Here is a 21,739-nt window from a genome sequence, read left to right as displayed (position 1 = left end):
CGGCCCCGGACACCCCGGGGACGACCCCCTGCGGCACCTCGATCACCCAGCATCCCGCATACGTAATCGGGATGTTGCGGACAGCGACGGAATCCGGAACATACGGCTCAGCCGAAACGTCGCAATCGCGCCAAGTTTTTGGCGCGGCAGCGGCACATGCCGGGCGGGATATGCCGCGTGCCAGGCGGCCGTGCGCACGATCGTTTTCCGCCGTCGATCTTCGGCCGGGACTCCGGGAAGCGCACACCGGCGCGGCGCGCGTACGCCGGCGCACAACTCTGGTACGAGCGCGGGCGCGAGCGTACGTCGAGGGGTACGGCGGAGGGTACGCCGGGGCACGTCATCGCCCCGCCAGCCCTCGACACCCGTGCCGCACACGGCGGTTCGGGCAGGCCCTGAGGGCGGGCGGGGCAGGCCGGGGGCGGCCTGCGCGGGGTGGCGCCGGGGCACTCGGCACCCGGAACACACGGCCCGGGAGACGGCTCAACGCCTCCCGGGCCGGTCCGCCACCCGCGGGGATTGTGGCAGCGGAACTCGCTGGCCCGCCGCACACACCGCCATAGCCGCCTGACGGAAGCGCGGGCCGACCCACGGCTCCTTATGCAACAACCCGCGGTCGGCACGGCCTAGAGCGCACGGCCGGGCGCACGGCCACATATACCGGGAGCACGCGCGGGGCGCCCGTGCGAGCGCGCCCCCGGCCCCCGTCCCGGTGCCGCGCCGGGAACCTCCCGGCACCGCCCCGGGACACATTCGTCCGACCCCTGGGGAGGGTCATGGGCGGCGCTTTCCGGACCAACTCCGCGTTCCCGTAAGGGGCTGGATTCGCGCCATCCGACACGAGACCCTTAACGGTCGGGAGGCGGCGAACTACGCTGGGTGTATCCGGTTCGCACACGTACGTGCGGCTCGGACATCCGGCTCAGGCACCGCACTCGCCGCCAACAGGGCCCCGCGGTGGCTGAATCGGGCACCAGGGGAGGGTGACCCCCGCCACCCCGACGACCGACCAGGCCCGCCGGCCTGCCCCAGCGGCATCACGAGGTGAACCGCAGTGAACAGAGAACACCGCGGGCCGAACGAGAAACTCGGCGCCCTTCTCGGTCTCGCCGGAATAAGCAACGCCGGTCTCGCCCGCCGCGTCAACGACCTGGGCGCGCAGCGCGGCTTGACGCTGCGCTACGACAAGACGTCCGTCGCCCGCTGGGTCGCCAAGGGCATGGTGCCGCAGGGCGCGGCACCGCACCTCATCGCCGCCGCCATCGCCGGCAAACTCGGGCGGCCCGTCCCCCTGCACGAAATAGGCCTCGCCGACGCCGACCCCGCCCCCGAAGTCGGCCTCGCCTTCCCGCGCGACATCGGCGAAGCCGTCAAGTCCGCCACCGACCTGTGGAAACTCGACCTCGCCGGGCGCCGCGGCCCCGGCGGCAACGGGATCTGGCAGAGCCTCGCCGGATCCTTCGCCGTGAGCGCCTACGTCACGCCCGCCTCCCGCTGGCTCATCACCCCCGCCGACGCGACCGTCGCCCGCGACGCCCCGGCACCCGGCACCGCACACGTCGGCCACACCGACGTCGCCAAACTCCGCGAGGCCGCCGAGGACGCGCGCCGCTGGGACTCCAAGTACGGCGGCGGCGACTGGCGATCCGGCATGGTCCCGGAATGCCTGCGCGTCGAGGCCGCACCGCTGCTGCTCGGCTCCTACAGCGACGACGTCGGCCGCGCCCTCTTCGGCGCCACCGCCGAACTCACCCGGCTCGCCGGCTGGATGGCCTTCGACACCGGCCAGCAGGAAGCCGCCCAGCGCTACTACATCCAGGCCCTCCGGCTCGCCCGCGCCGCCGCCGACGTGCCGCTCGGCGGATACGTCCTCGCCTCCATGTCCCTCCAGGCCACCTACCGCAACTTCGCCGACGAAGGCGTCGACCTCGCCCAGGCCGCCCTCGAACGCAACCGCGGCCTCGCCACCGCCCGCACCATGAGCTTCTTCCACCTCGTCGAAGCCCGCGCCCACGCCAAAGCCGGTGAACCGGCCGCCTGCGGTGCCTCCCTCGCCGCCGCCGAAGCACTGCTCGAACGCGCCCGCGAAGGCGACGCCGACCCGCACTGGCTCGGCTTCTACTCCTACGACCGGCTCGCCGCCGACGCCGCCGAGTGCTACCGCGACCTCGGCATCCCACGGCAGGTCCAGCGCTTCACCGAGCAGGCGCTCGCCCGGCCCACGGAGGAGTTCGTCCGCTCGCACGGACTGCGGCTCGTCGTCTCCGCCGTCGCCGAGCTCGAATCCGGCAATCTTGACGCGGCCTGTGCGGTGGGGGCGAAGGCGGTGGAGGTCGCGGGCCGCATCTCCTCGGCCCGCACCACGGAGTACGTCCGCGACCTGCTCCACCGTCTTGAGCCGTACGCGGACGAGCCGCGCGTACTCGAACTCCGCGAACGCGCGCGTCCTCTCCTGGCCGCTCCCGCGTAGGGCCCTTCCCCGGGGTGGCCCCCGCCGCCGGACCCGCGCTTGCGCTGCCGCGCGGGGTGAACGTTTGCGCTGCCGCGCCGGATGAGCGGTGCGCTGCCGCGCGGGGCACCCGTTTTTCGGGGCGCGGCCCTCGCGGGGGGGTGCGGCTGCGCCGCCGGGGATCCGTTTTTTAGGGGCGCGGGGAACTGCGCGCTCAGGCCCCACCGGGGTGCAGGTAGTCACCGGTCGAAGGGGGCAGTTGCTGTCGTTTCCGGGCCACCGGCCGGTGGTGGGTTGCTCGCGCAGTTCCCCGCGCCCCTGGGGGTGCCCGGCGGGGCATCGCGCCCCACGCGGGTGGGTGGGTCGGGTGCCGCCACGGGGCACCTCCTCGGAATGCGCGTACGACCTCATCCGCAAAGCCGACGCAGTCGATGCGCATTCCTGCGGGGGCACCCCGCACCGTCCCCCTCCCGGGGAGCGTCGGCGGCCGTCCCGCCGGTGGGGGCGGAGGAAGGCTCGCCCAGCGGGGCAACCGCACCCCGCACCGTCCCCCTCCCGGGCAGGAAAAGCGGCTGCCCGCTGGTGGGGGCCGAGGAAGGCTCGCCCAGCGGGGCAACCGCACCCCGCACCGTCCCCCTCCCGGGCAGGAAAAGCGGCTGCCCGCCGGTGGGGGCCGAGGAAGGCTCGCCCAGCGGGGCAACCGCACCCCGCACCGTCCCCCTCCCGGGGAGCGTCGGCGGCCGTCCCGCCGGTGGGGGCGGAGAACGGCTCGCCCAGCAAGGCAGGGGTGAGGGTGGGGCGACTTGGCCCGCGGGGCCGCGCGCAGCGCGTAAGTTGATCACCAACACCCCCCTCCGTATACAGCAACCGCAGGGAGTGGCACCGTGTCCTCGTCCCCCAGGAGCGCGGCTCGCGGTGAGCCGTACGACGTGACGGTCGTCGGTGCCGGCGTCGTGGGCCTGTCCACCGCCTACGCCCTGACGCGGGCCGCGCCCGCCCTGCGCGTGGCCGTCGTCGAGAAGGAGGCGGGGCCGGGTCTGCATCAGACGGGGCGCAACAGCGGGGTGATCCACAGCGGCATCTATTACCGGCCCGGTTCGCTCAAGGCGCGTTACGCGCTGGCCGGTGCGGTGGAGACGCCGCGTTTCTGCGCGGAGCACCGCGTCCCGTACGAGGTGACGGGCAAGCTCATCGTGGCGACGGCGCAGGCGGAGCTGCCGCGGTTGCACGGGCTGGTCCAGCGGGGGCGCGAGCACGGGCTCGCGGTGCGGGAGCTGGGGCGTGCGCAGATCGCGGAGTACGAGCCGGAGGTCGCGGGGCTGGCGGCGATCCATGTGGCGTCGACGGGGATCTGCGATTTCGGCGGTGTCGCCGCCGCGCTCGCGGGGCTGGCCGCGGACGCGGGCTGTGTGCTGCGCTACGGGTTGCGGGTCACCGCGGTCGGGCGGACGGACGGTGGCGCCGTGACGCTCAGCACGGCACCGGACGGGCCGACCCTGCGCACCAAGGTGCTGGTGAACTGCGCGGGGCTGTACAGCGACCGTCTCGCGCGGCTGGCCGGGGACGATCCGGGGCTGCGGATCGTGCCGTTCCGCGGTGAGTTCTACGAGCTGGCGCCGGCGCGGCGCGGGCTCGTACGCGGCCTGGTCTACCCCGTGCCGGACCCGGACTTCCCCTTTCTGGGCGTGCACTTCACCCGGGACGTCCGCGGCGGGGTGCACGTGGGCCCGAACGCCGTGCCCGCCCTGGCCCGGGAGGGCTACCGCCGGTGGACGGTGCGGCCGCGTGACCTCGCCGACACCGTGGGCTACCCGGGGGCCTGGCGGATCGCCCGCCGCCACTGGCGGCAGGAGGCGGGTGAGCTGCGGCGCTCCCTGTCGAAGCGGGCCTTCACCGCGGATGCCCGCCGTCTGCTGCCCGCGCTGCGGCCCGGCGATCTGCGGCCCGCCCCCGCGGGTGTGCGGGCCCAGGCCGTCCTGCCGGACGGGACGCTCGTCGACGACTTCCGCTTCGCGGGCTCGCCGCCCTTCGTGCATGTGCTCAACGCGCCCTCCCCCGCCGCGACCGCCGCCCTTCCGATCGGCCGCGAGGTGGCCCGCCGCGCCCTCGCCGCACTCTGACCTCCCGCGCGCCGCCCGGGAATCCCGCCACCGTCGTGCCCGGCGTACCGCGCCCACCGGTCCGGTCCCCGTCCCGGCGCTCTGACCAGCACCGGGGCCTGCGGCGTACTCCCGTAGAATCGAACTCATTGTGTCCACCTCTTCCGCTGTCTCCCGCGCTTCCGCGGCTGCTCCCGTCACCTCGGCCGCCCCTGCCGACACCGCCCCCGCGGACACCCGTCGCCCGGCGGGCCGGTCCGCGGCCCGTTTCCCGGACGGGCCCGCCGCCGATCCGGCCGGTTCGCGCGAGGAGCACCGCATCCGGTCCTTCCACGCGCGCCGCGGCCGTATCACCCAGGCGCAGGCCGCCGCGATCGACCGGCACTGGGACACATGGGGCGTCGAGCTCGACGGCAGTCCGCTGGACCTCGCCGCGCTCTTCGGCTCCGCCGATCTGCCCGTCGTGCTGGAGATCGGCTTCGGGATGGGTGACGCGACCGCGCAGATGGCTGCCGCCGACCCCGGCACCGGGATCCTCGCCGTCGACGTCCACACCCCCGGACAGGGAAATCTTCTCGCCCTCGCCGACCGCGCACACCTGACGAATGTCAGGGTGGCCAACGGCGACGCGATCGTCCTGCTGCGCGACATGCTGCCGCCCGCCTCGCTGGCGGGCCTGCGCGTCTACTTCCCCGACCCCTGGCCCAAGGCCAAGCACCACAAGCGGCGGCTGATCCAGCCGTCCTTCCTCGCGCTCGTCACGCCGCTGCTGCGGCCCGGCGCGGTCGTGCACTGCGCGACGGACTGGGAGCCGTACGCCGAGCAGATGCTGGAGGTCCTGAGCGCGGCACCCGGGCTGGCCAACGCCCACCCGGCGGAAGGATTCGCCCCGCGGCCCGGCTTCCGGCCGATGACGAAGTTCGAGCGGCAGGGGCTCGCGAAGGGACACGTCGTGCGCGACCTCCTCTTCACGCGCGTGTGACGTTCCGGGGCGGGTCCGCCGGCTCCCGCCCCGCCGCGCGACCGGCGCCGCGACCTGCGCCATACCCTCGCGGAGCAGGGCATCCGCCCCGTACTGTCGATGCGTGGCCACGTACTCGTACCCGTCCTCGCCGCCCGACCCGGAAGTGCCCGGCGGGCCGTCCGACGAGCAGGCGTACGAGCATGCCTACGATCCCGCGGCGCCCCCGCCCCCCTCGGTGCACTATGCGCCGCGGCGGCCGTTCTGGGAGAGCCGGGCCGTCCGCACCGGCGCGCTGTTCACGGCGCTCGCGGTGTGCGGGGTCGTCATCCTCGCGGTCGTGCGGCACCACATAGGGACCGAGCCGTTCGTGGTGGGCTCCACGCTCGCGGTGCTGCCCGTGCCGGTGCTGGTGTCGGGGTTCCTGTGGCTGGACCGCGCCGCGCCCAGCCCCTGGCAGAACGTCGTGTTCGCCTTCGCCTGGGGCTCGTGCGCCGCGACGCTGGTCGCGCTCTTCGCCAACGAGTACGGCGCCAAACTCCTCGCGAACACCCTGTCGGCGACGCCCACCCAGTCCGACCAGTGGGGTGCCACGTTCGTCGCCCCGCTCGTGGAGGAGACGGCCAAGGGCGCCGCGATCCTGCTGCTCTACCTCTTCCGGCGGCGCTTCATCGAGTCGCTGCTCGACGGCATCGTGCTCGCGGGCCTCGTCGCGACCGGCTTCGCCTTCACCGAGAACATCCTCTACCTCGGCACGGCGTTCGGCGAGGACAAGGCGGTGGGCGCCGGCGTGCTCAGCTCCACCACGCTGGGCACCTTCATCGTCCGGGTGCTGATGACACCGTTCGCGCACCCGCTCTTCACCTCGATGACCGGCCTCGGCTTCGCCATTGCCGCGACCAGCCGCCCGCGCAGCCCCCTGCGCTGGATCGCCCCGATCGGCGGCTGGCTCCTCGCCATGGTGCTGCACGGCTCGTGGAACGGCTCCTCGCAGCTGTCCCCGGTGGCCTTCCTGACCGTCTACGTCTCGGTGATGATCCCGGTCTTCGGCCTGCTCGTGGGCCTGACGTTCTGGGCCCGCGCGGCGCAGTTCCGCACCGTCCGCGAACACCTCGCCGCCTACGCGGCCGCCGGCTGGCTCGCCCCCCGCGAACCCGTCGCCCTGGCCTCCATGCGCATCCGCGGCGACGCCCGCGATCTGGCCCGCCGCCACTACGGCGACGCGGGCGCCCGCGCCGTCCGCGACTACGCGGCGTACGCCACCCACCTGGCCTTCCTCCGCGCCGCCGCCGCCCGCGGCCGCAAACCCGCCGACTACGCCGCCCGCGAGTCCGAACTCCTCCAGCACCTCTGGCACCACCGCCGCCTCGCCCAGCCCGCCCTCCTCCACTCCACCCCCCTCCCCTGGCCCCCACCCTTCCCGTCCCCCCGCCCCTCCACCCCCTGGCCCCCACCCCACCCCCAACCCGCCCCGACCCCGTACTGGCCACCACGGGGGCAGGTGTAGCGGCGTGTGCCGGCGCGTGCAACTGGGCCGCGTCCCGCGGGGCGATCCGCAAGAATAGAAATATGCGTCCCGTCCCGTCCTCGCCGTCAGTGACCAGCCGGATGCGTCACCAGGCCCGCAAGGACACGGCACCCGAACTCGCGGTCCGCAAGCTGCTCCACAGAGGTGGGCTCCGGTACCGGGTCAACACACCTGTGCCGGGTATGTCCCGCCGGACGGTGGACATCACCTTCTCACGGGTGAAGGTCGCGGTGTTCATGGACGGCTGCTTCTGGCACGGCTGCCCGGAACACGCGACCGAGCCGAAGTCGAACGCCGCTTGGTGGCGGGCCAAGCTCGACCGCAACATGGAGCGCGACCTGGAGACGACGGAGCACCTCGCGACCCAGGGATGGACGGTGCTGCGGTTCTGGGAGCACGAGGCGGCCTCGGACGTCGCCGCGACGATCACAGCAACGGTACGGAGGGAACCGGCCTGAGGCCTGTCGCCGCCCTCTGTCAGTGGTGGGACCTAGGCTTGTCGAAGCACCGGTGCACCAGTCGTACCGGTACGACGGAGTTCGACGGCAGGGGGAGCGATGACCAGGTTCACGTCGCTGGAACTGTGCGCCGGGTCGGGCGCACAGGCGCTCGGCCTGGAGCGCGCGGGATTCGACCCGGTCATGTTGATCGACAACAACGAGTCCGCGTGTCGGACGATTCAGCTGAACAGGCCGGACTGGGACGTCCGCTGTCGGGATCTGATGACCTTCGACCCGTTGGACGACGACGAGCCGGACCTGCGCAAGGTGCTGGACGTCGACCTGATCAGCGGAGGGATGCCGCGCATCAAGGCGGCAGCGGCGGTGGCCCGTCGAGGCGGGGACGACCAGGAGCGACGGCTGCTGAAGGCGGCGGTCAGCGTGCTGATGGCCGTCCGGCCGAAGGCACTGATGCTGGAGAACCTGGAAGGGTTGGTCCAGAGTGGGGACTACGCAGAGGATCGCCGCTGGATGCAGGCGGAGCTGGAGCACCTCGGATATCGCGCCTTCTGGAAGGTGCTCGACGCCGCGGACTTCGGCGTTCCGCAACACCGGCGCAGCGGCTTCCTGGTGGCCCTCGCGGACGGCGGCGGGGACGGCTTCGCCTGGCCCGAACCGAACCCCGCCCCGGCACCGACGGTGGGCGAGGCGCTGGGCCCCTCGATGGCGGCCAACGGATGGCTCGGCGCGGTGCAGTGGGCCGCAGCGGCGGACCGGCTCGCGCCCGCCCTCGTCGGCGGCTCGGACAACCGCGGCGGCGGCGACCTCGGGCCGACCGGCAGCAAGAGGGCCTGGTGGGCCATGGGCGTCGAGGGGCGCAGTCTGGGCGACTCCAGCCCCGAGGCCGACTTCCCCGTCGATGGCAGGCCCCGGCTGACCGTGCGGCAGACGGCGATCTTGCAGGCGTTCCCGGAGAGCTGGCGGATCCACGGGCGCAAGACGCGGGCCTACCGGCAGGTCGGAAACGCGCTGCCCCCGCCGGTCGCCGAGGCCGTGGGGCGGTCGATCGCCACCGCCTTGGCCGACGGCACAGCTCCGACGACCACGTGATCCGACGTCGTCCGTTCCTGCGCCGCCGACGCGGACGGACGACGTCGCCGGGCTAGCATGGTCGGTCGCGGCCCTCGTGATCGAGGGGCCGGAAGGTCGCCCGCCCCACGATCCGTTCAGCAAGGAATCCGCATGTCCACGCCGTTCAAGATTGTCGACCTGTTCGCCGGCCCCGGCGGACTCGATCTTGCGGCGCGCCAGTTGGGCATTCCAGCCGTGGGCGTCGAGTGGGACGACGGCGCCTGCGCGACCCGCGCGGCAAACGGGTTGGACACGAAACAGGGTGATGTCCGCCTCTTCGGACCCGACCAGTTCGAGCAGGCCAACGTTCTCGCGGGCGGCCCCCCCTGCCAGACATTCACCGTGGCCGGGAGCGGTAGCGGGCGAAAGGCCCTGGAGCAGGTACTCGAATTCGCCGATCGTTTCGTGGCCCGCGAACCGCTGGAGTCGATCCGTGCCGACCTGTCCACGTTGGAGGACGAGCGCACGGGACTGGTACTCGAACCTCTCCGCTGGGCGTTGCAGGCTCTGGACGCGGGCCGCCCGTACGAGGTGATCGTCCTCGAGCAGGTGCCCGCCGTCCGACCGGTCTGGGAGAGGTACGCCGAGCTGCTCCACAAGGAGGGCTACGCGGTCGCCCCTCCCAAGGTGCTGCGTACCGAGGAGTACGGCGTACCGCAGACCCGTCGCCGAGCGATCTTCATCGCCCGGCTCCGCGGCTCGGGCCGTCTGTCCGACGTTCCGTGCATGCCTCAAGCCACGCACGATCCGTTCAACCCGCTGAAGAAGGTTCGGGCCGAACGACTGCACGGTCCGGCGGCCCCCGTGTCGATGGCCACCGCCCTTCCGGACCGACCGGCCCCCTTCGTCGTGATCTCCAACTACGGGACCGGCGGCGATCCGAAGGCCCGCGGGCGGCGGCACTCCCACGAGCCGTCGGCGACCGTCACCGGCAAGGTCTCGCGGAATCGGGTCGAAGCGCCCGAGGGCACCGCCACGGACCGGTTCACCTGGTCCGAAATGGGGCAATTGCAAACGTTCCCTGCCGCACCGGACTGGACATGGGCAGGCAAGGACATCTCCCAGCAGATCGGGAACGCCGTACCGCCCCGCCTCGGCATGCACATCCTTGCCGCCGCCCTGGAGGTTCCCAAGGAGGATCTCGACGCGGCGATCCGGAAGCACTACACCTACTGAGACCAACTGCCCCGTCAGAACAGACCGGGCAGCTCCCCGTCCGGCGTGCCGACGAGGGCAACGCGGTCGAGGAACGCGTTGTTCGTCTCGCAGCTGGTCTCGGGGAGCAGCACACAGGCGTGGCAGGCTGCGAGATTGAGGCTGTCGGCCCCGCTCGTCGACGCCTCGGAACAGAGGGGGTCGTTGGAGCACCAGGAGGCACGGTGCAGTGCGGATTCCAGCGAGGCGGCGAGGCGTTCGGGGTCGCCCTGGGCGACGATCCCGCCGAGACTTCCCGCGGAGTCACTGGTCGCCGTGTAGATGAGGAAGCCGGCCATGTCGTCGCCGACGTAGAGACGCTCTCGCAGGGACGCGGCCGGATAGCCACCGTCGAGGCTCCACTCGTTCACGAGCAGATGCGCGAGGGTGTGCACCGCCAGGTAGCGCGGGGAGACCGGGGAGAGCGGCGCGGGCCGGTCGGAATGGGCGTAGCGTTCCCGGAGCAGCGCCTGGTGATGACGTCGGACGCGCTCCGCGCGCTCCCTCGGCCGGTCCTGCCGCTCCCAGGCGGCGAGACGTTCCGGGTCGAGGCGGACGAAGACGCCCTCGCCGCTGACTTCCATGGCGGGCAGCCATTCCGGCGTGCGAAGGAGGGACACCGCCGCGCGACGGGGACTGGTCGGACCGTCGCCCACGGCAGGTTCCTCGACCCTGGTGAAGGACTGCAACGCCCGGACCTCACGGACCCTTTTGACGAGCATGACCTGTCCGATGCCGTCCGGTGTCCGCTCGTCGTCGGGTCGCTCGCAGACGAAGTCCTGCCGCTCGTCCCGAGCGTCCTCCGGACGTTCACGCTGAAGGGTCCGGTACTCCTCCAGGTACAGATGCTCGCGCGAGGACAGCGTGGTGTGCTCCTGAGCGGGCCGGTCCGTTGCCTTCTCCCTGGCCTCCAGCACGGCGGCCACCGCCTCGTCCACGGTCAGCCCCCGGTTCCTCTCCTCGAAGTTCTCGATCCTGAGGTATCCCCGGACCATGGCCTCGTCCTCGTCCTTGATCCTGTTCCAGTAGGGGCGGAGGGCCTTGTGCACGCCGTCGCTCCACGGAGGGATGGACAGCGCCGAGTGGACGACCGGGAACCACACGGCGGAGGAACCACGCTGGAGGGTGCGCGGCAGTTCGTTGCACGGATCGGGGGCGACGTCCTTGAGCCAGGGGCGGCGTCCCGCGCACCGGATACGGAGCTCACGCAGCGCCTGGCTGCGGAAGGCCCCCTCCATGGACACCTCCTTGACTCCGCAGGTGCAGCCGACGACGACACCGCGGAGGGAGGCCGTGGAGCCCTCGGTCCGCAGCCGCAGCTTGCCGCCGCACCGACCGGGCGAGCCGTCGGCGCCCGGCTCGTGGGAGGACGAACGGTGGACCCACTTCCAGTAAGGGAAGTCGTCGAGGTGCCCGTTGACGCATGCCGTCACGAATCGCGACGGGACGAGGTCCCGTTCGCACGTACCGCAGACCGCCTTGTCCCTGGGCGGGTTGAACTTCGCGTAGTACTGCAGCTCGCGGCACTCAGGGCACGAGTACAGCTGTGGGAAACGGACGGCCCGCACCCCGTCACGGGCCTCCTCAAGATCGACGGCGGGCGGCAGCTTGAACTCGCGCACGCCTGTGACCGCGGTGAGGCGCGGCTCCCACAGGGTCTCGGCATGACTGACGTCCCAGGTGTCGAGCCCTGCGATCACGAAGGACTCGTTGTCGACCGCGATCATGGAGCCGACGCCGTAGGTGGTGACGGCCTGGGCACGGCGAATCTCGCCCAGTTTGCGCAGGCGCGTGATCGGAGAGCCGGGTCGTACGGCTCCTCGTCTGCGAGGGGGCGGCGGGGTCATCGCTTCTCCAGGAAGAATGTCGAGGAGGCGTCCACGTCACGCAGGCTCCACAGCGTGGGCCAGCCCTGGCGCGCCTCGGGGAGGTCGTTGTCGAAGGCGCTGAGGACGGCGTAACGGCCGCTCCTGGCATGGGTCTCGTAGAGCAGGTTCGGATCGTCGGCAGCGGCCTGACGCCACCAGGCGACGAATTCGTCGAAGGCGGCAGCGGTGGTGTCGACCTCCCGGGGCGCAACCTTTGCGACCCTTTCCAGCAGTGCCGTGCGAAGGCGGCCGTCGATCTCGTGGACGAAGTCCTCGATCCTGGCCGCCGCCGCGTTGTCGCGGGCCTCCGGGAGCATCAGGCGTGCCAGGGCGACGATCACGGCGTGCAGGCCGCGGTCGCGGGCCCGCGACGAGAAGGGCGTGACGCTGGTCGACTCGACCTCGCGGTAGAGGGCGGAGTGGAAGTGCTGGAAGCTCTCGTAGTGCGAACGGTCGCGAGACCGGGTCGAGTTGAGCATGACCGCCACCAACCCCGGGTGACGACGGCCCACACGGCTGGTCGCCTGGATGTACTCGGCGGTGGTCTGCGGTTGGCCCATGACCGCCATCAGACCGAGACGGTCGATGTCGACGCCGACGGAGATCATGTTCGTGGCAAGCAGCACGTCGGTGGCTTCCGGGGAGGGGTACCTGCGCTCGATGTCCTTGAGGCGCCTGGGGATGTCGCTGGCACTGGCCCGGCTGCTCAGCTCCGTCACCGCCTCGGGGCGGCGGGGCTTCTCGACACCGTCGCGCGCGGCGAGTTGCTCCATCCGGTCCTGCACGTCGTCGAGGACCTGGAGTTCGGCGGCGGACAGCAGCCGCAAGCTGTTGAAGTAGCCGACGAGGGTCCAGTAGGCGTCCTTGACCTCGTCGCTCTCGGCGGCGAGGTGAATGTGGTGCAGGAGGGCGGCGTAGGTGCGGATGAGCAGGGTCGACTGGCTGGTACTGGCGGTGAGCAGACCGATGTACTGCCGGGTGGCCTTGTCCTCGCGAGCAGCCTCGACCGCGAACCAGGAGTCGCGGGAGTCGAGTCCGGCCGGCGGGAACTGATGGACCTCGCGGTTGAAGAGGTGCCGGCCCTGTTCGTCGGCCCGTCGGATGGTCGCCGTGGACGCGATCACCTTGGGTTGCTCGGCCAGGACGTCCACCGCGGTCTCGTAGAGCCCGGTGAGCGTGCCGAGCGGCCCGGAGATGAGGTGGAGCTCGTCCTGGACGATCAGCTCCGGCGGAGGGGTCGCCGTTCGGTCGCGGTTGAACAGCGCGGCCGTCCTCTCCCGCCACGGCATGGACGCGAACTTGTCGACGGTGGCGATGACCAGCGTCGGATGCGCGTCGTAGACGGATTCGTCGACCAGGTGCACAGGTAGCCCGTCGCCGCGGTGGAAGGCACATCGATCGTCCGGGCAGTGGATGTGCATACGCGCACGTTCCGCCACGACCTCGTAGTCCGATGCGTCCAGACGGCTGCCGCACCAGGGGCACGCCTGGAGCTGCGCCGGGTTCTCCTTGTCCAGCGAGCGGCCGCCGGCGCGCAGGACCTCCAGCTTCTCCTCGGCCGCCGCCAGGTCGTTCGGGGTCGCGGACCTCCCCACCCACATGCCGATGGAGATGCCCTCCCGCCCCAACTCGTTCTCGTGGCGAGCCCGGGTCAGTTCCATCGCGCAGATCAGCGCGGTGGCCCGTTCGAACTGCTGGAGCGTCAGCAGTCGCAGGGTGTACCGCATCAGCACGGTGACACCACCACCGTGGACAGGGTCCTCCAGGCGGCGCAGGAAGGTGGTGAAGGCGATCAGACCGAGGTACGCCTCGGTCTTGCCGCCGCCGGTGGGAAACCAGAGCAGATCGGCGACACCACGGTCGGGGTGTGTGTCGTCGATGACGCCCTGCAGGCAGAGCAGCAGGAAACAGATCTGGAAGGGGCGCCAGTACTCCTTGCTCTCGTCAGGTCCTCCGGCAGGTCGCCCGTCCTTGATCCAGGAGGTGCGGGCGCGCTGCTCGGCCATGGCCAGGTTGGCAAGCTGGAACGCCCGCATCGCACGGGCGTGCGCGGGGTCGGAGAGCAGTTCGACGCCCGCGCTCATACGGGTGAGCGCCGTCTCGCACGCCTCGATCCGCTCCTTCGCGGCTTGCGCGTACTCGGTACCGGCCAGGGTGGCGGCCTCGGCCCTGCGTTCGTCGATCCACGTCCGGTAGCCGCCCAGGAGCGCGTCGAGCGCGTCCACCACCGTCCTGGGGTCGGCCACGCCGAGACCTCGCATCGACAGGGCGTCGACGGCGACGGCCCGGTTGGAGTCGGTCAGCAGCACCTCGTGCACGGGCACGAACTCCGTCCGGACCTCGGCGACGGCGGCACGCCGGCGGGACGTGGATCCGATCGCCGGAGGGGTCCAGTCCCACACGGCCGCGCAGCCGTGACCGGTGGCGAAGCCGGGGGCGTGCCGGTGGAGCAGCCGACTGAGCATCAGCTCCCGGTCGTCGCTGCCGGTGGACGTACGCCGCTCCACGAAGGGCTCGACGCCGGGTGCGAGCGCCAGGGCCCGGAGCGTCGACTGGTAGAAGCAGGCGGCGTCCTTGAGCTCCCGGGCGCCGGCCGTACGGGAGTTGATCAACGTGGCGGTGACCGTCACGGTGCCGTGGACGCTCCGGGGACGTACCAGGACGCGGAGTTCCAGCCCGGCCGAGAGCGTCTGCCCGACCGTGGTCGGCCTCGTCACGTCCACCTCGACGTCGGGCAGATCGAGCGGGACCCGTCGCCAGTGCTCGCGCTGCTCCTGGGTGCTCCGGGCCTCGATGCGCGTGGCCGCCACAGGATTGCCGTCGGCGTCCTCGGGGCGGTAGACGGCGGCTGTCGTGCGCAGCACGATCCGCTGCGCCGCGTCGAGGTCCACCGCGAAGGTGAGCCCCATGGACGAGGGCCGCCGCACGTTGGCGAGCGACACCCCCCGTTCGACGGCGCCCTCCTCACCGTCACCACCGCGCACCAGGGCGGGAGAGTCGTCCCCGTCGGCCTCCAGTTCCTCCCCGTCGCCACGGGCGACCTCTGGTGTCTCCCGGGGGAACAGGACGCCGACCGGGTACATGGTCACGGGTGCGTCGTCCTTGAGGATCTCCTCGGCGCCACCGATCGGACCCAGGAGGTCCAGACGGAGCGCGGCGCCGAGACGGTCCCGCAGGGCGTAGTGGTCGTGGAGGGACGGGCTCATGAAGGAAGTCGCTCCGTGTTCGGGTCGTCGGACGGGTCCGTCCAGTCGAAGAGGCCCAGGCCGGTCAGGCGAGGGGCCAGCCAGGCCCCCGAGGCGCCGAGACCGGCACGTTCGGTCGCGACGTCGCTGCCCGCAACGGTTTCGACGCAGTCGACACGCAGTCCGGTGATGCGGCCGGGAACGTTGTGGACCGGCCAGGTGCCGCCACGACTGAGCATGAGGTGCAAGGCGCGACGGAAGTCCTCCGAGACCTCGCCGACGGGTCGGCCGTCGTGCAGGACGACGTAGGGAGGCGTCTGGTCCTCGCCCTCCGGCAGGCGGTGGAGCAGCGACAGTTCAACGGCGTCGCCTGCGTGAACCTCGTGGGCGAGGCGTCGTCGGACCTCGACGGGGTCGGCGGCGACGTTGCGGACGCCCGGCGGGTACGCGTGGCAGACGTCGTTGCCGAGTGCCTCGATGCCGTTACGGGCCCACGACCGGCCTCCTCCGACGTACCAACGGTCCAGGCGCCTGTCCTTGCGGATCAGCCATGTGTTGGGGCGGTCGAGTCGGTAGAGGTCGTCACGGGGTCGGGTCATGGCGACGTAGAGGAGGCGGGCTTCCGCAGCAGGGTCGTAGTCGATCTTCTTCTTGGCCACGTTCTTCGGCCGCCTCAGTTCCACGGGCTCCACGACCAGGACCCGGTCGAACTCCAGGCCCTTGGCACGGTGCACCGTCGAGACGACCAGCGGCGCGGGTTCGGCCGCCGTGAGCTCGTCGGGGAGCCGCCGCTCCGCCACCGCCAGGCGCAGCGCAGCGAGTTCGATCCGGCCATGCCGGCGGCCGGTGACCCGGCGCAGAGTTCGCGCGAGCACGGACGGGTCCAGCTCGGGGCGTGGGTGGAGGTCGGCGACCAGTTCGGCGAGGCGTCCCTCGGTGACGTCGGCCGCATCGGTGGCCGCGAGCAGAGCGGCGATCCAGGCAGGGGCGGACCGGTCCCGGACCGAACGCTGGAACCGATGGTCCACTCCTGCCCGGTGGAGGGTCTGGCTGACGGAGAGCGCCTGGCCGTTGTCACGACACAGGATCGCGGTCGAGCCGTCGAAGTATCGGAGTGAGTCCAGGACGAAGGCGTCGTCCAGCGATCCGAAACGAGGAGCTTCGTCGAGCAGGAGACGCAGCTCGCGATGGATCTGCTCGGCCTGCACCTCGGCGGACTCCCGTTCCGCGGCCAGTTCCTGGAGCCGCGGTCCGTAGGGGAGGGCGACGCGGGCCTGCTGGGTGCGGGCCCGAAAGTTGTCACCGAGGTGGATCTCGACCAGGTCTCCGGCGAAGGAGCCACGGATCCAGTCGAAGAAGTAGTTGGTCTCCCGGGCCCGCTGGTCGGAGTCCGAGACTTGGAAGCCGAAAACGGCCTGGGCGCCGTCCCCGACCACGGTGAATCCGCTCTGCGTCTGGAAGCGGTCGAGCAGAACCTCCACCATTTCGCGCCGCACCCCGACGAGGTCCTGGACCTCGTCGATCAGCACGTGGGCAGGGGGGCCGAACTCACCGGCCTCGACGGCACCCTTCTCGATCGCCTCGGTGGCCGCCTCGATGCGCGCATCGAAGGTGGTCCCCGACCAGTCGCGGTCCGGGTACGACCACCGCAGCAGGGTGGCCGCCCAGGAGTCGAAGGTCTGGGCGCGCACCCGGCGTGCGGCGTCGGCGTGGCTGTCGATCCGCTCCCGCAGTTCGCGCACCGCGGCCCGGGAGAAGCTGAGGACCAGGATCTCGTGCGCATCCAGCTCCTCCCGTTCGACCAGTGTCTCCAGACGGCGGACCAGGGTGTGCGTCTTACCGGCTCCCGCACCCGCCGTGACGAGGGTGCGGGCGTCCCACGGTTGGTCGACGACGGACTGCTGCGCAGGGGTGAGCGCCCGCGGCGAGTCGCTCACTTTTCCTCGCTCCACAGGTAGTCCTCGTTCCACAGGTAGTCGAACTTGGTGAAGGCCAGATCTCCCTGGTAATTGACCACGTTGTCGCGGACGTTGAGGATCAGACAGGTGGGCGTTCCGTTGTTCTTCGGTCCGCGCAGGCCACGGCCGATCATCTGCTGGTAGATGTTGGGGCTGTACGTCGGGCGGGCGACGACGACCGCACGGGTGGCCGGGGCGTCGAAGCCCTGGGCGAGGACGCCGTAGTTCGTGAGCACCTGGATGCGGCCCTTGCGGAAGTCCTCGATGCGCTTGCGGCGCTCCGACACCGGGGTGGCCGAGTCGATGGCCGCGGCGCGGATCTGTCGGTCGTTGAGCTTGGCGGCCAGGAACTTGGCGTGGGCGACGGAGGTGGCGAAGACAAGGATCGGCCAGTCCACGGGGAGGTTCTCGATCTCCTCGATGATCCGCTGGTTACGGTCCTGGTCCTCCGCCAGGCGCTGCTCGGCGCGCTTGGGCAGTACTCCGAACTTCTCCGAACTGGTCACCTCGTCGGAGCTCAGTCGGATCTCCGCGCCGAGGAGTTCGCGGTGCCTGACACGGGCCAGGACCCCGATCTCCTGGAGCCGGCGGATGGCCTCGTTCTGATCGCCGCCGAAGACGTCGAGGTCGAGGCGGGTGCCGAAGCGACGCACCAGGCGCCGGGTCAAGTCCTCGTTGTTGCGGTAGGGGGTGGCCGTGAGTCCGATCAGGTGGCACCGCGTCATCGGCGGGTTGACGCCGAGCTGTTCGAAGATCTGGGCGTACCCCGGGGACGTCGCCCGGTGCGCCTCGTCGACAACGACCAGTGCGGCGTCCCGCAGCCAGGCATAGTCCTCCTGGCCGAGCACGTGCTGCAACTTGGCGTCGGTGGCAACGACCAGGTGCGGCTCGCCTGTCACCGGGGCCGCCTCGTTGGACGACCAGAGCCGGCTGATGACCAGCGGCATCTCCGCACCCACCTTGGACCAGACGAACCGCCAGCTCTGCACCGCCTGCTCGCACAGCTCCTCGCTCTCCGCGACCCACAGCACCGGCCCAGGGAGTTCGCCACGGTTCCGGATCCATCGAATGACCGCCTCGGAGGTGACACGCGTCTTGCCGGCACCGGTCGGGATGGACAGCATCCCGCGTTGCGGAACCGGATTGTCCAGCAGCTGCAGGAGCGCCTGGGCGAGCTGCTCCTGGTAGTCGTGCAGAGCGGGGAACTCGGACGGACCGTCGACCTGGATCCGCGCTTCCAGCGGAGGCACCCGTGAGCCGGCGAACGAATCCGGGAGCCCCAGGTCGGTGACGAACTTCAGTGCTTTGGCATCACCCGTAAAGCTGCTGGGCGCGTTGCCGGGAAAGGCGAGTGCCAGGTCCCGGCTGTGGATCCGCAGGATCTCCTCACCGTGGGCGTTGAAGGCCAGTTCGGCGATCCGTCGGGCGTCCGGCTGCTGACCACCGCGCTCGGCGATCTCGCTGTCCAGGAGGCCCGAGGGCAATTCCGTCCGCAGCTCCGCCTCACCGATCAGCAGGACGATCTTGTCGATCACGCTCTCGGCCTCGGTGATCTGCCGCAGCCTGGTTCGGGTCTCCCGGTCCTGCTCCTGTCGCTTCTGGAGGTCGAGCACTCCCTTGCAGCCCTGGGGACCGATTTGCCAGCCGAACTCTCGGTCGGCGGCAAGCAGTACCTCCAGTGGGGAGAGAGTGTCGAGCACCAACAGGGTCGACGCGCTGCGGGCCGAGGTCAGCGGTTTCAGCTCCACACCGCGCGGAGTGCGGATCTCCTGCTCCAGCTCGCCGCACCGCTGCACCTTCCGATTCTCCACCGCCTTGCCGAGGCGCTGGCGCAGCGGCGGGAACTCGTCGACGAGCAAAGTGGCGGGGGTGGCCCCCGCCTTGCGGATCTGTTTGCTGATGACGTCGTCGACCTTGAGCATCCCCCACTGCTCGACCATCTGGACGGCGGTCGCGGCGTCGGCCCTGTCGGCGACCAGGAGGGCGGGGAGCTGCTCGCGGACGAGTTCACGGAAGTCCGCGTCGGACGTGGCCACGACGATCTCCGAGTCGGGACGTACGTCCCACCCGTCACCCACACGGCAGCGAGTCAGAACACCCTCGGGAAACTCCGTGCCGACGCGCAGCATCAGGGCGTACGCGTGGCCGATGAAGGCGTCGTCCTCACTGACCAGCACCCGGTCCAACAGGGCACGCCAGCGGTTCGCCGGCACCTCCTCCGCGGTGGCCGGCATGCGGAGCCTGCGAGCCTTCGCCTCAGAGATGTCGGTGACGACGGGAAGCACCTGCGCGTACGCCTTGAGCTGCGGTCCGACCGCTTCGCGTACCGAGGTCAGGCCCAACGAGGTGCGTACCGAACCGTGCTTGTCGAGCATCCAACGCAGTGGTGAGGTCACTTCGGCCCGGTTGGCCGCCGAGGTGCCGTACGCGCGCGTCCAGCTCTCGACGACGCCCGCGTCCGGGATCGCGGCGACGAACGCGGCACGGCCCTCGGCCGAGAGGCGCGGCAGGAGGTCCAGCGGGCCGGCCGGGGCGGCACCCTCCAGGACGAGTCGGTTGATGCTGGTCCTCGGGGCGTCCGCGGCGAGCCTGCGCAGGTACTGCTCGTGCACCGCCTGCCGATACTCGTCGAACCAGGGTTGCCGCCTCGGGTCCTGGCCGATGACGGGCCTGTCCGTCAGACCGAGATCGCGGAAGATCGCGGTGTCCCCGCCGTGGAAGCCGGTGTCCACGGCGATCGAGGCGTCCCTGCTGCCGTCCGCCGGCACGACAGCGCCGGGCAGCAGGCACGCGGACATGAGCCGGAACCGCCCGTCGACCGTGCGGACGTGGAGCACGCCACGCGGGTCCGGGTGTCGGCGGCGGATGCGGTCCACCTGGGCGTTGCCACCCGCGCTGCGCAGCAGCATCCAGAACTGGGTCCACTGTTCCGGGGTGTAGCCGCCGAAGCCCTGGTCGAGAACGCCTTGGAAGCGGCCCTGGGCATCGGCGACACGGACGCCGATGGTGTGCAGGTGCCGGTGCATCTCCATCCGCTCGGAGATGGCGGTGTGCACGTAGACCATGTCGTCACGGAGTTCGTCGGAACCGGTGCGGTGGAAGACCTTGCCCGCGACCGGGGCCACCATCCCGTGGGCCTCGGTCAGGACGACACGGGCGCTGCGTGCGGCGGCGAGCGTCTCCTTGTCTCCGTCGTGCTCGACCATGGCCGCGAGGATGCGGATCGCGTGACAGGACGCATCCGCGGTGCCGTCCGAGACCAGCGCCTCCAGCCACGTGCGGACGTCTTCTGGCGACTTCCTTGCGGCCAACAGGATGTGCTCCATCTTGCCGTGGCGCAGCGAGGTGGCGTCGACCGAGGGGTGCACCCAGTCACGCGGGCGGCCGGGGTACTCGGCCCAGATGTGCAGCCATTCCGGCTGCAACTTCTCCGGGTGGACGTGCAGTTCGCGCGGGACGCGGAGCACGCCGTCCTGGTCGGGTAGGGACGGCATCTGCGCGGCGGCGTCCCAGACATGCCGGATGAAGTACTCCTCCGCCCAGTTCACGGCCTCCCGGGCGCGGCCGGGCAGGAGCGGCAGGCAACTGGCGGGATCCTCCTTTCGGGAGAGCCGGGGCAGGGAGGTGACCACCAGGCGGGCGGCGACCTGGAGCAGTTCGCGGTTGAACGCACTGCCGTCCAAAAGGTTCTGTCTGTCCTCATTCGTCTTCCACGCCGCGTTCAGATAACCCGTGACGGACACGGGGTACTTGGTGGGGAAGTAGGACCAGAACTGGCCGCGCCCGACCGGCACCGTCCACAACCCGTCCTTCTCGACGAAAGCGGGAACCGCCCACGACACGTCGATGACGCTTCGGTCGTGCAACTCGCCGGCGCCGCCGCGGGCCTCCGCCGTGGGCTCGTGAGCGATCGTGAAGACGCTCCACTCACTCACCGTCTCCGTGATCCCGGTGCCGATCTCGCGAACGATCCGCCGCTCCCCGGAGGCCTGCACGGTCAACTTGCGTCGCTGGATGGGCAGCCGACGCCTGTCTTCCAGGAGCACCTCGCCCACGTGCGAGGAGAAGATCTGGAAACCGGAGGGAAACGCGTCGGTCTGCCGACCGTCGGGATGCCTGAAACCGGAGATGTCGTGCCCGAGACGCTCGGCGGCCCCCGGCAGGAGCGGGAGTTTGACCACGGTGACCGCCCAGGTCAGGAGTTCCCGCAGGACGTCGTCCTTGTCGAGTTCCTCCTCCCGGTCCAGAGGACGGGCCATCCGGAGCACCGGGGTGTCCATGTCGAGGGGCTGCTGGAGTCCGAGTACCTCGGCGATCCGGTCGGCGGCCCAGGCCCGGTCGAAGGCGAAGCATCCGCCGGTGCTGAAGAACTGGGGCGCGTCGGTCACCGACAGCACGGACTTCACACCGACGCCGAACCGGCCGATCTGACCGCCGCGCTTACGGGAGACGCTCATCCGCAAAATGGTGTCGGCGCCCTGCGGGGTGACGGGCGTGCCCTGATTCGCGCAGTACAGCGTGTCGTCGGTCAGGATCACGGCAAGGCGACCGCCGGGTTCGTTGGCGATTTCGTCCGCACCGTTCTGCACCAGCTCGAACAACTGGCGCTCACCGTATCCGCCCTGCGTGATCCGCAGTTCGCCGTTGGCGTGCTCCTGCACGAGGCCCGGGTCGATGCGGTACGTCTCCAGAGTACGGTGGGACTGTTCCAGCACCGTGTCAATCACCGAGGCATCCGAACCCTGCGACAACGTCTGATCGCTCACGACCCAGCTGCTTCCTGTCCGGAAAGGCCCGGACCGAGTGTCAAGATGAAGACCGACGGCCAACCGAAAAATGTTCCCCCGACGAGGTTACGGAGTACTCCGGTCCCTCGGGGGAATTCGCCCGGACAGGGGCCGGGGCCGGCCCACCGACCGCACGGCG

The 21,739-nt window shown here is 71.1% G+C and carries 11 protein-coding genes; 7 read left to right on the top strand and 4 right to left on the bottom strand.

Going from position 1 to position 21,739, the window contains the following annotated elements; translation table 11 throughout:
- The first annotated feature begins 1,054 nt into the window (after window positions 1-1,054).
- From ACH4PY_RS05485 to ACH4PY_RS05455, 7 genes are all read left to right on the top strand, one after another.
- Window positions 1,055-2,470, top strand: coding sequence for an MFS transporter (locus tag ACH4PY_RS05485; RefSeq protein WP_398176236.1), 1,416 nt, complete (start codon window positions 1,055-1,057; stop codon window positions 2,468-2,470).
- A gap of 863 nt (window positions 2,471-3,333) precedes the next feature.
- Complete coding sequence (gene lhgO, locus ACH4PY_RS05480; RefSeq protein ID WP_398176234.1) at window positions 3,334-4,569, top strand: L-2-hydroxyglutarate oxidase; 1,236 nt, start codon at window positions 3,334-3,336, stop codon at window positions 4,567-4,569.
- 130 nt (window positions 4,570-4,699) lie between these two features.
- Window positions 4,700-5,530: a tRNA (guanosine(46)-N7)-methyltransferase TrmB gene (trmB, locus tag ACH4PY_RS05475; protein WP_398176232.1), complete on the top strand. Its 831-nt coding sequence runs from the start codon at window positions 4,700-4,702 to the stop codon at window positions 5,528-5,530.
- A gap of 103 nt (window positions 5,531-5,633) precedes the next feature.
- The gene (locus tag ACH4PY_RS05470) at window positions 5,634-7,016 is read left to right on the top strand and encodes a PrsW family intramembrane metalloprotease (protein WP_398176230.1); all 1,383 of its coding nucleotides are present in this window, start codon (window positions 5,634-5,636) and stop codon (window positions 7,014-7,016) included.
- 62 nt (window positions 7,017-7,078) lie between these two features.
- Entirely contained in the window at window positions 7,079-7,495 is a 417-nt protein-coding gene (locus tag ACH4PY_RS05465; RefSeq protein ID WP_398176228.1) for a very short patch repair endonuclease, read from the top strand.
- Window positions 7,496-7,594: 99 nt separating this feature from the next.
- Window positions 7,595-8,587, top strand: a complete 993-nt coding sequence (locus ACH4PY_RS05460; protein WP_398176226.1) for a DNA cytosine methyltransferase — start codon at window positions 7,595-7,597, stop codon at window positions 8,585-8,587.
- 132 nt (window positions 8,588-8,719) lie between these two features.
- Window positions 8,720-9,784 (top strand): DNA cytosine methyltransferase, encoded by a 1,065-nt coding sequence (locus ACH4PY_RS05455; RefSeq protein WP_398176224.1) that lies wholly within the window; start codon window positions 8,720-8,722, stop codon window positions 9,782-9,784.
- Window positions 9,785-9,798: 14 nt separating this feature from the next.
- Here ACH4PY_RS05455 and drmB read toward each other — a convergent pair whose 3' ends face one another.
- From drmB to ACH4PY_RS05435, 4 genes are read right to left on the bottom strand one after another with little or no spacing between them, the layout of a single operon-like run.
- Window positions 9,799-11,649 carry a DrmB family protein gene (gene drmB, locus ACH4PY_RS05450; RefSeq protein WP_398176222.1) on the bottom strand — a complete coding sequence of 617 codons (1,851 nt, stop codon included), beginning with the start codon at window positions 11,647-11,649 and terminating at the stop codon, window positions 9,799-9,801.
- A complete protein-coding gene (locus ACH4PY_RS05445) occupies window positions 11,646-14,876 on the bottom strand; it encodes a helicase-related protein (protein WP_398176220.1) in 3,231 nt (1,076 codons plus the stop codon). Before ACH4PY_RS05445 ends, drmB begins: the two co-directional genes overlap by 4 nt.
- Entirely contained in the window at window positions 14,873-16,792 is a 1,920-nt protein-coding gene (locus ACH4PY_RS05440) for a UvrD-helicase domain-containing protein (protein ID WP_398176218.1), read from the bottom strand. Before ACH4PY_RS05440 ends, ACH4PY_RS05445 begins: the two co-directional genes overlap by 4 nt.
- Window positions 16,789-21,540 (bottom strand): DEAD/DEAH box helicase, encoded by a 4,752-nt coding sequence (locus ACH4PY_RS05435; protein ID WP_398176216.1) that lies wholly within the window; start codon window positions 21,538-21,540, stop codon window positions 16,789-16,791. The genes ACH4PY_RS05440 and ACH4PY_RS05435 overlap by 4 nt, the downstream gene beginning before the upstream one ends.
- Window positions 21,541-21,739: the final 199 nt, after the last annotated feature.

This window comes from Streptomyces sp. NPDC021224 (genome assembly GCF_044332905.1).
Classification (GTDB): domain Bacteria; phylum Actinomycetota; class Actinomycetes; order Streptomycetales; family Streptomycetaceae; genus Actinacidiphila.
This window is presented reverse-complemented; position numbering and strand designations above follow the sequence as displayed.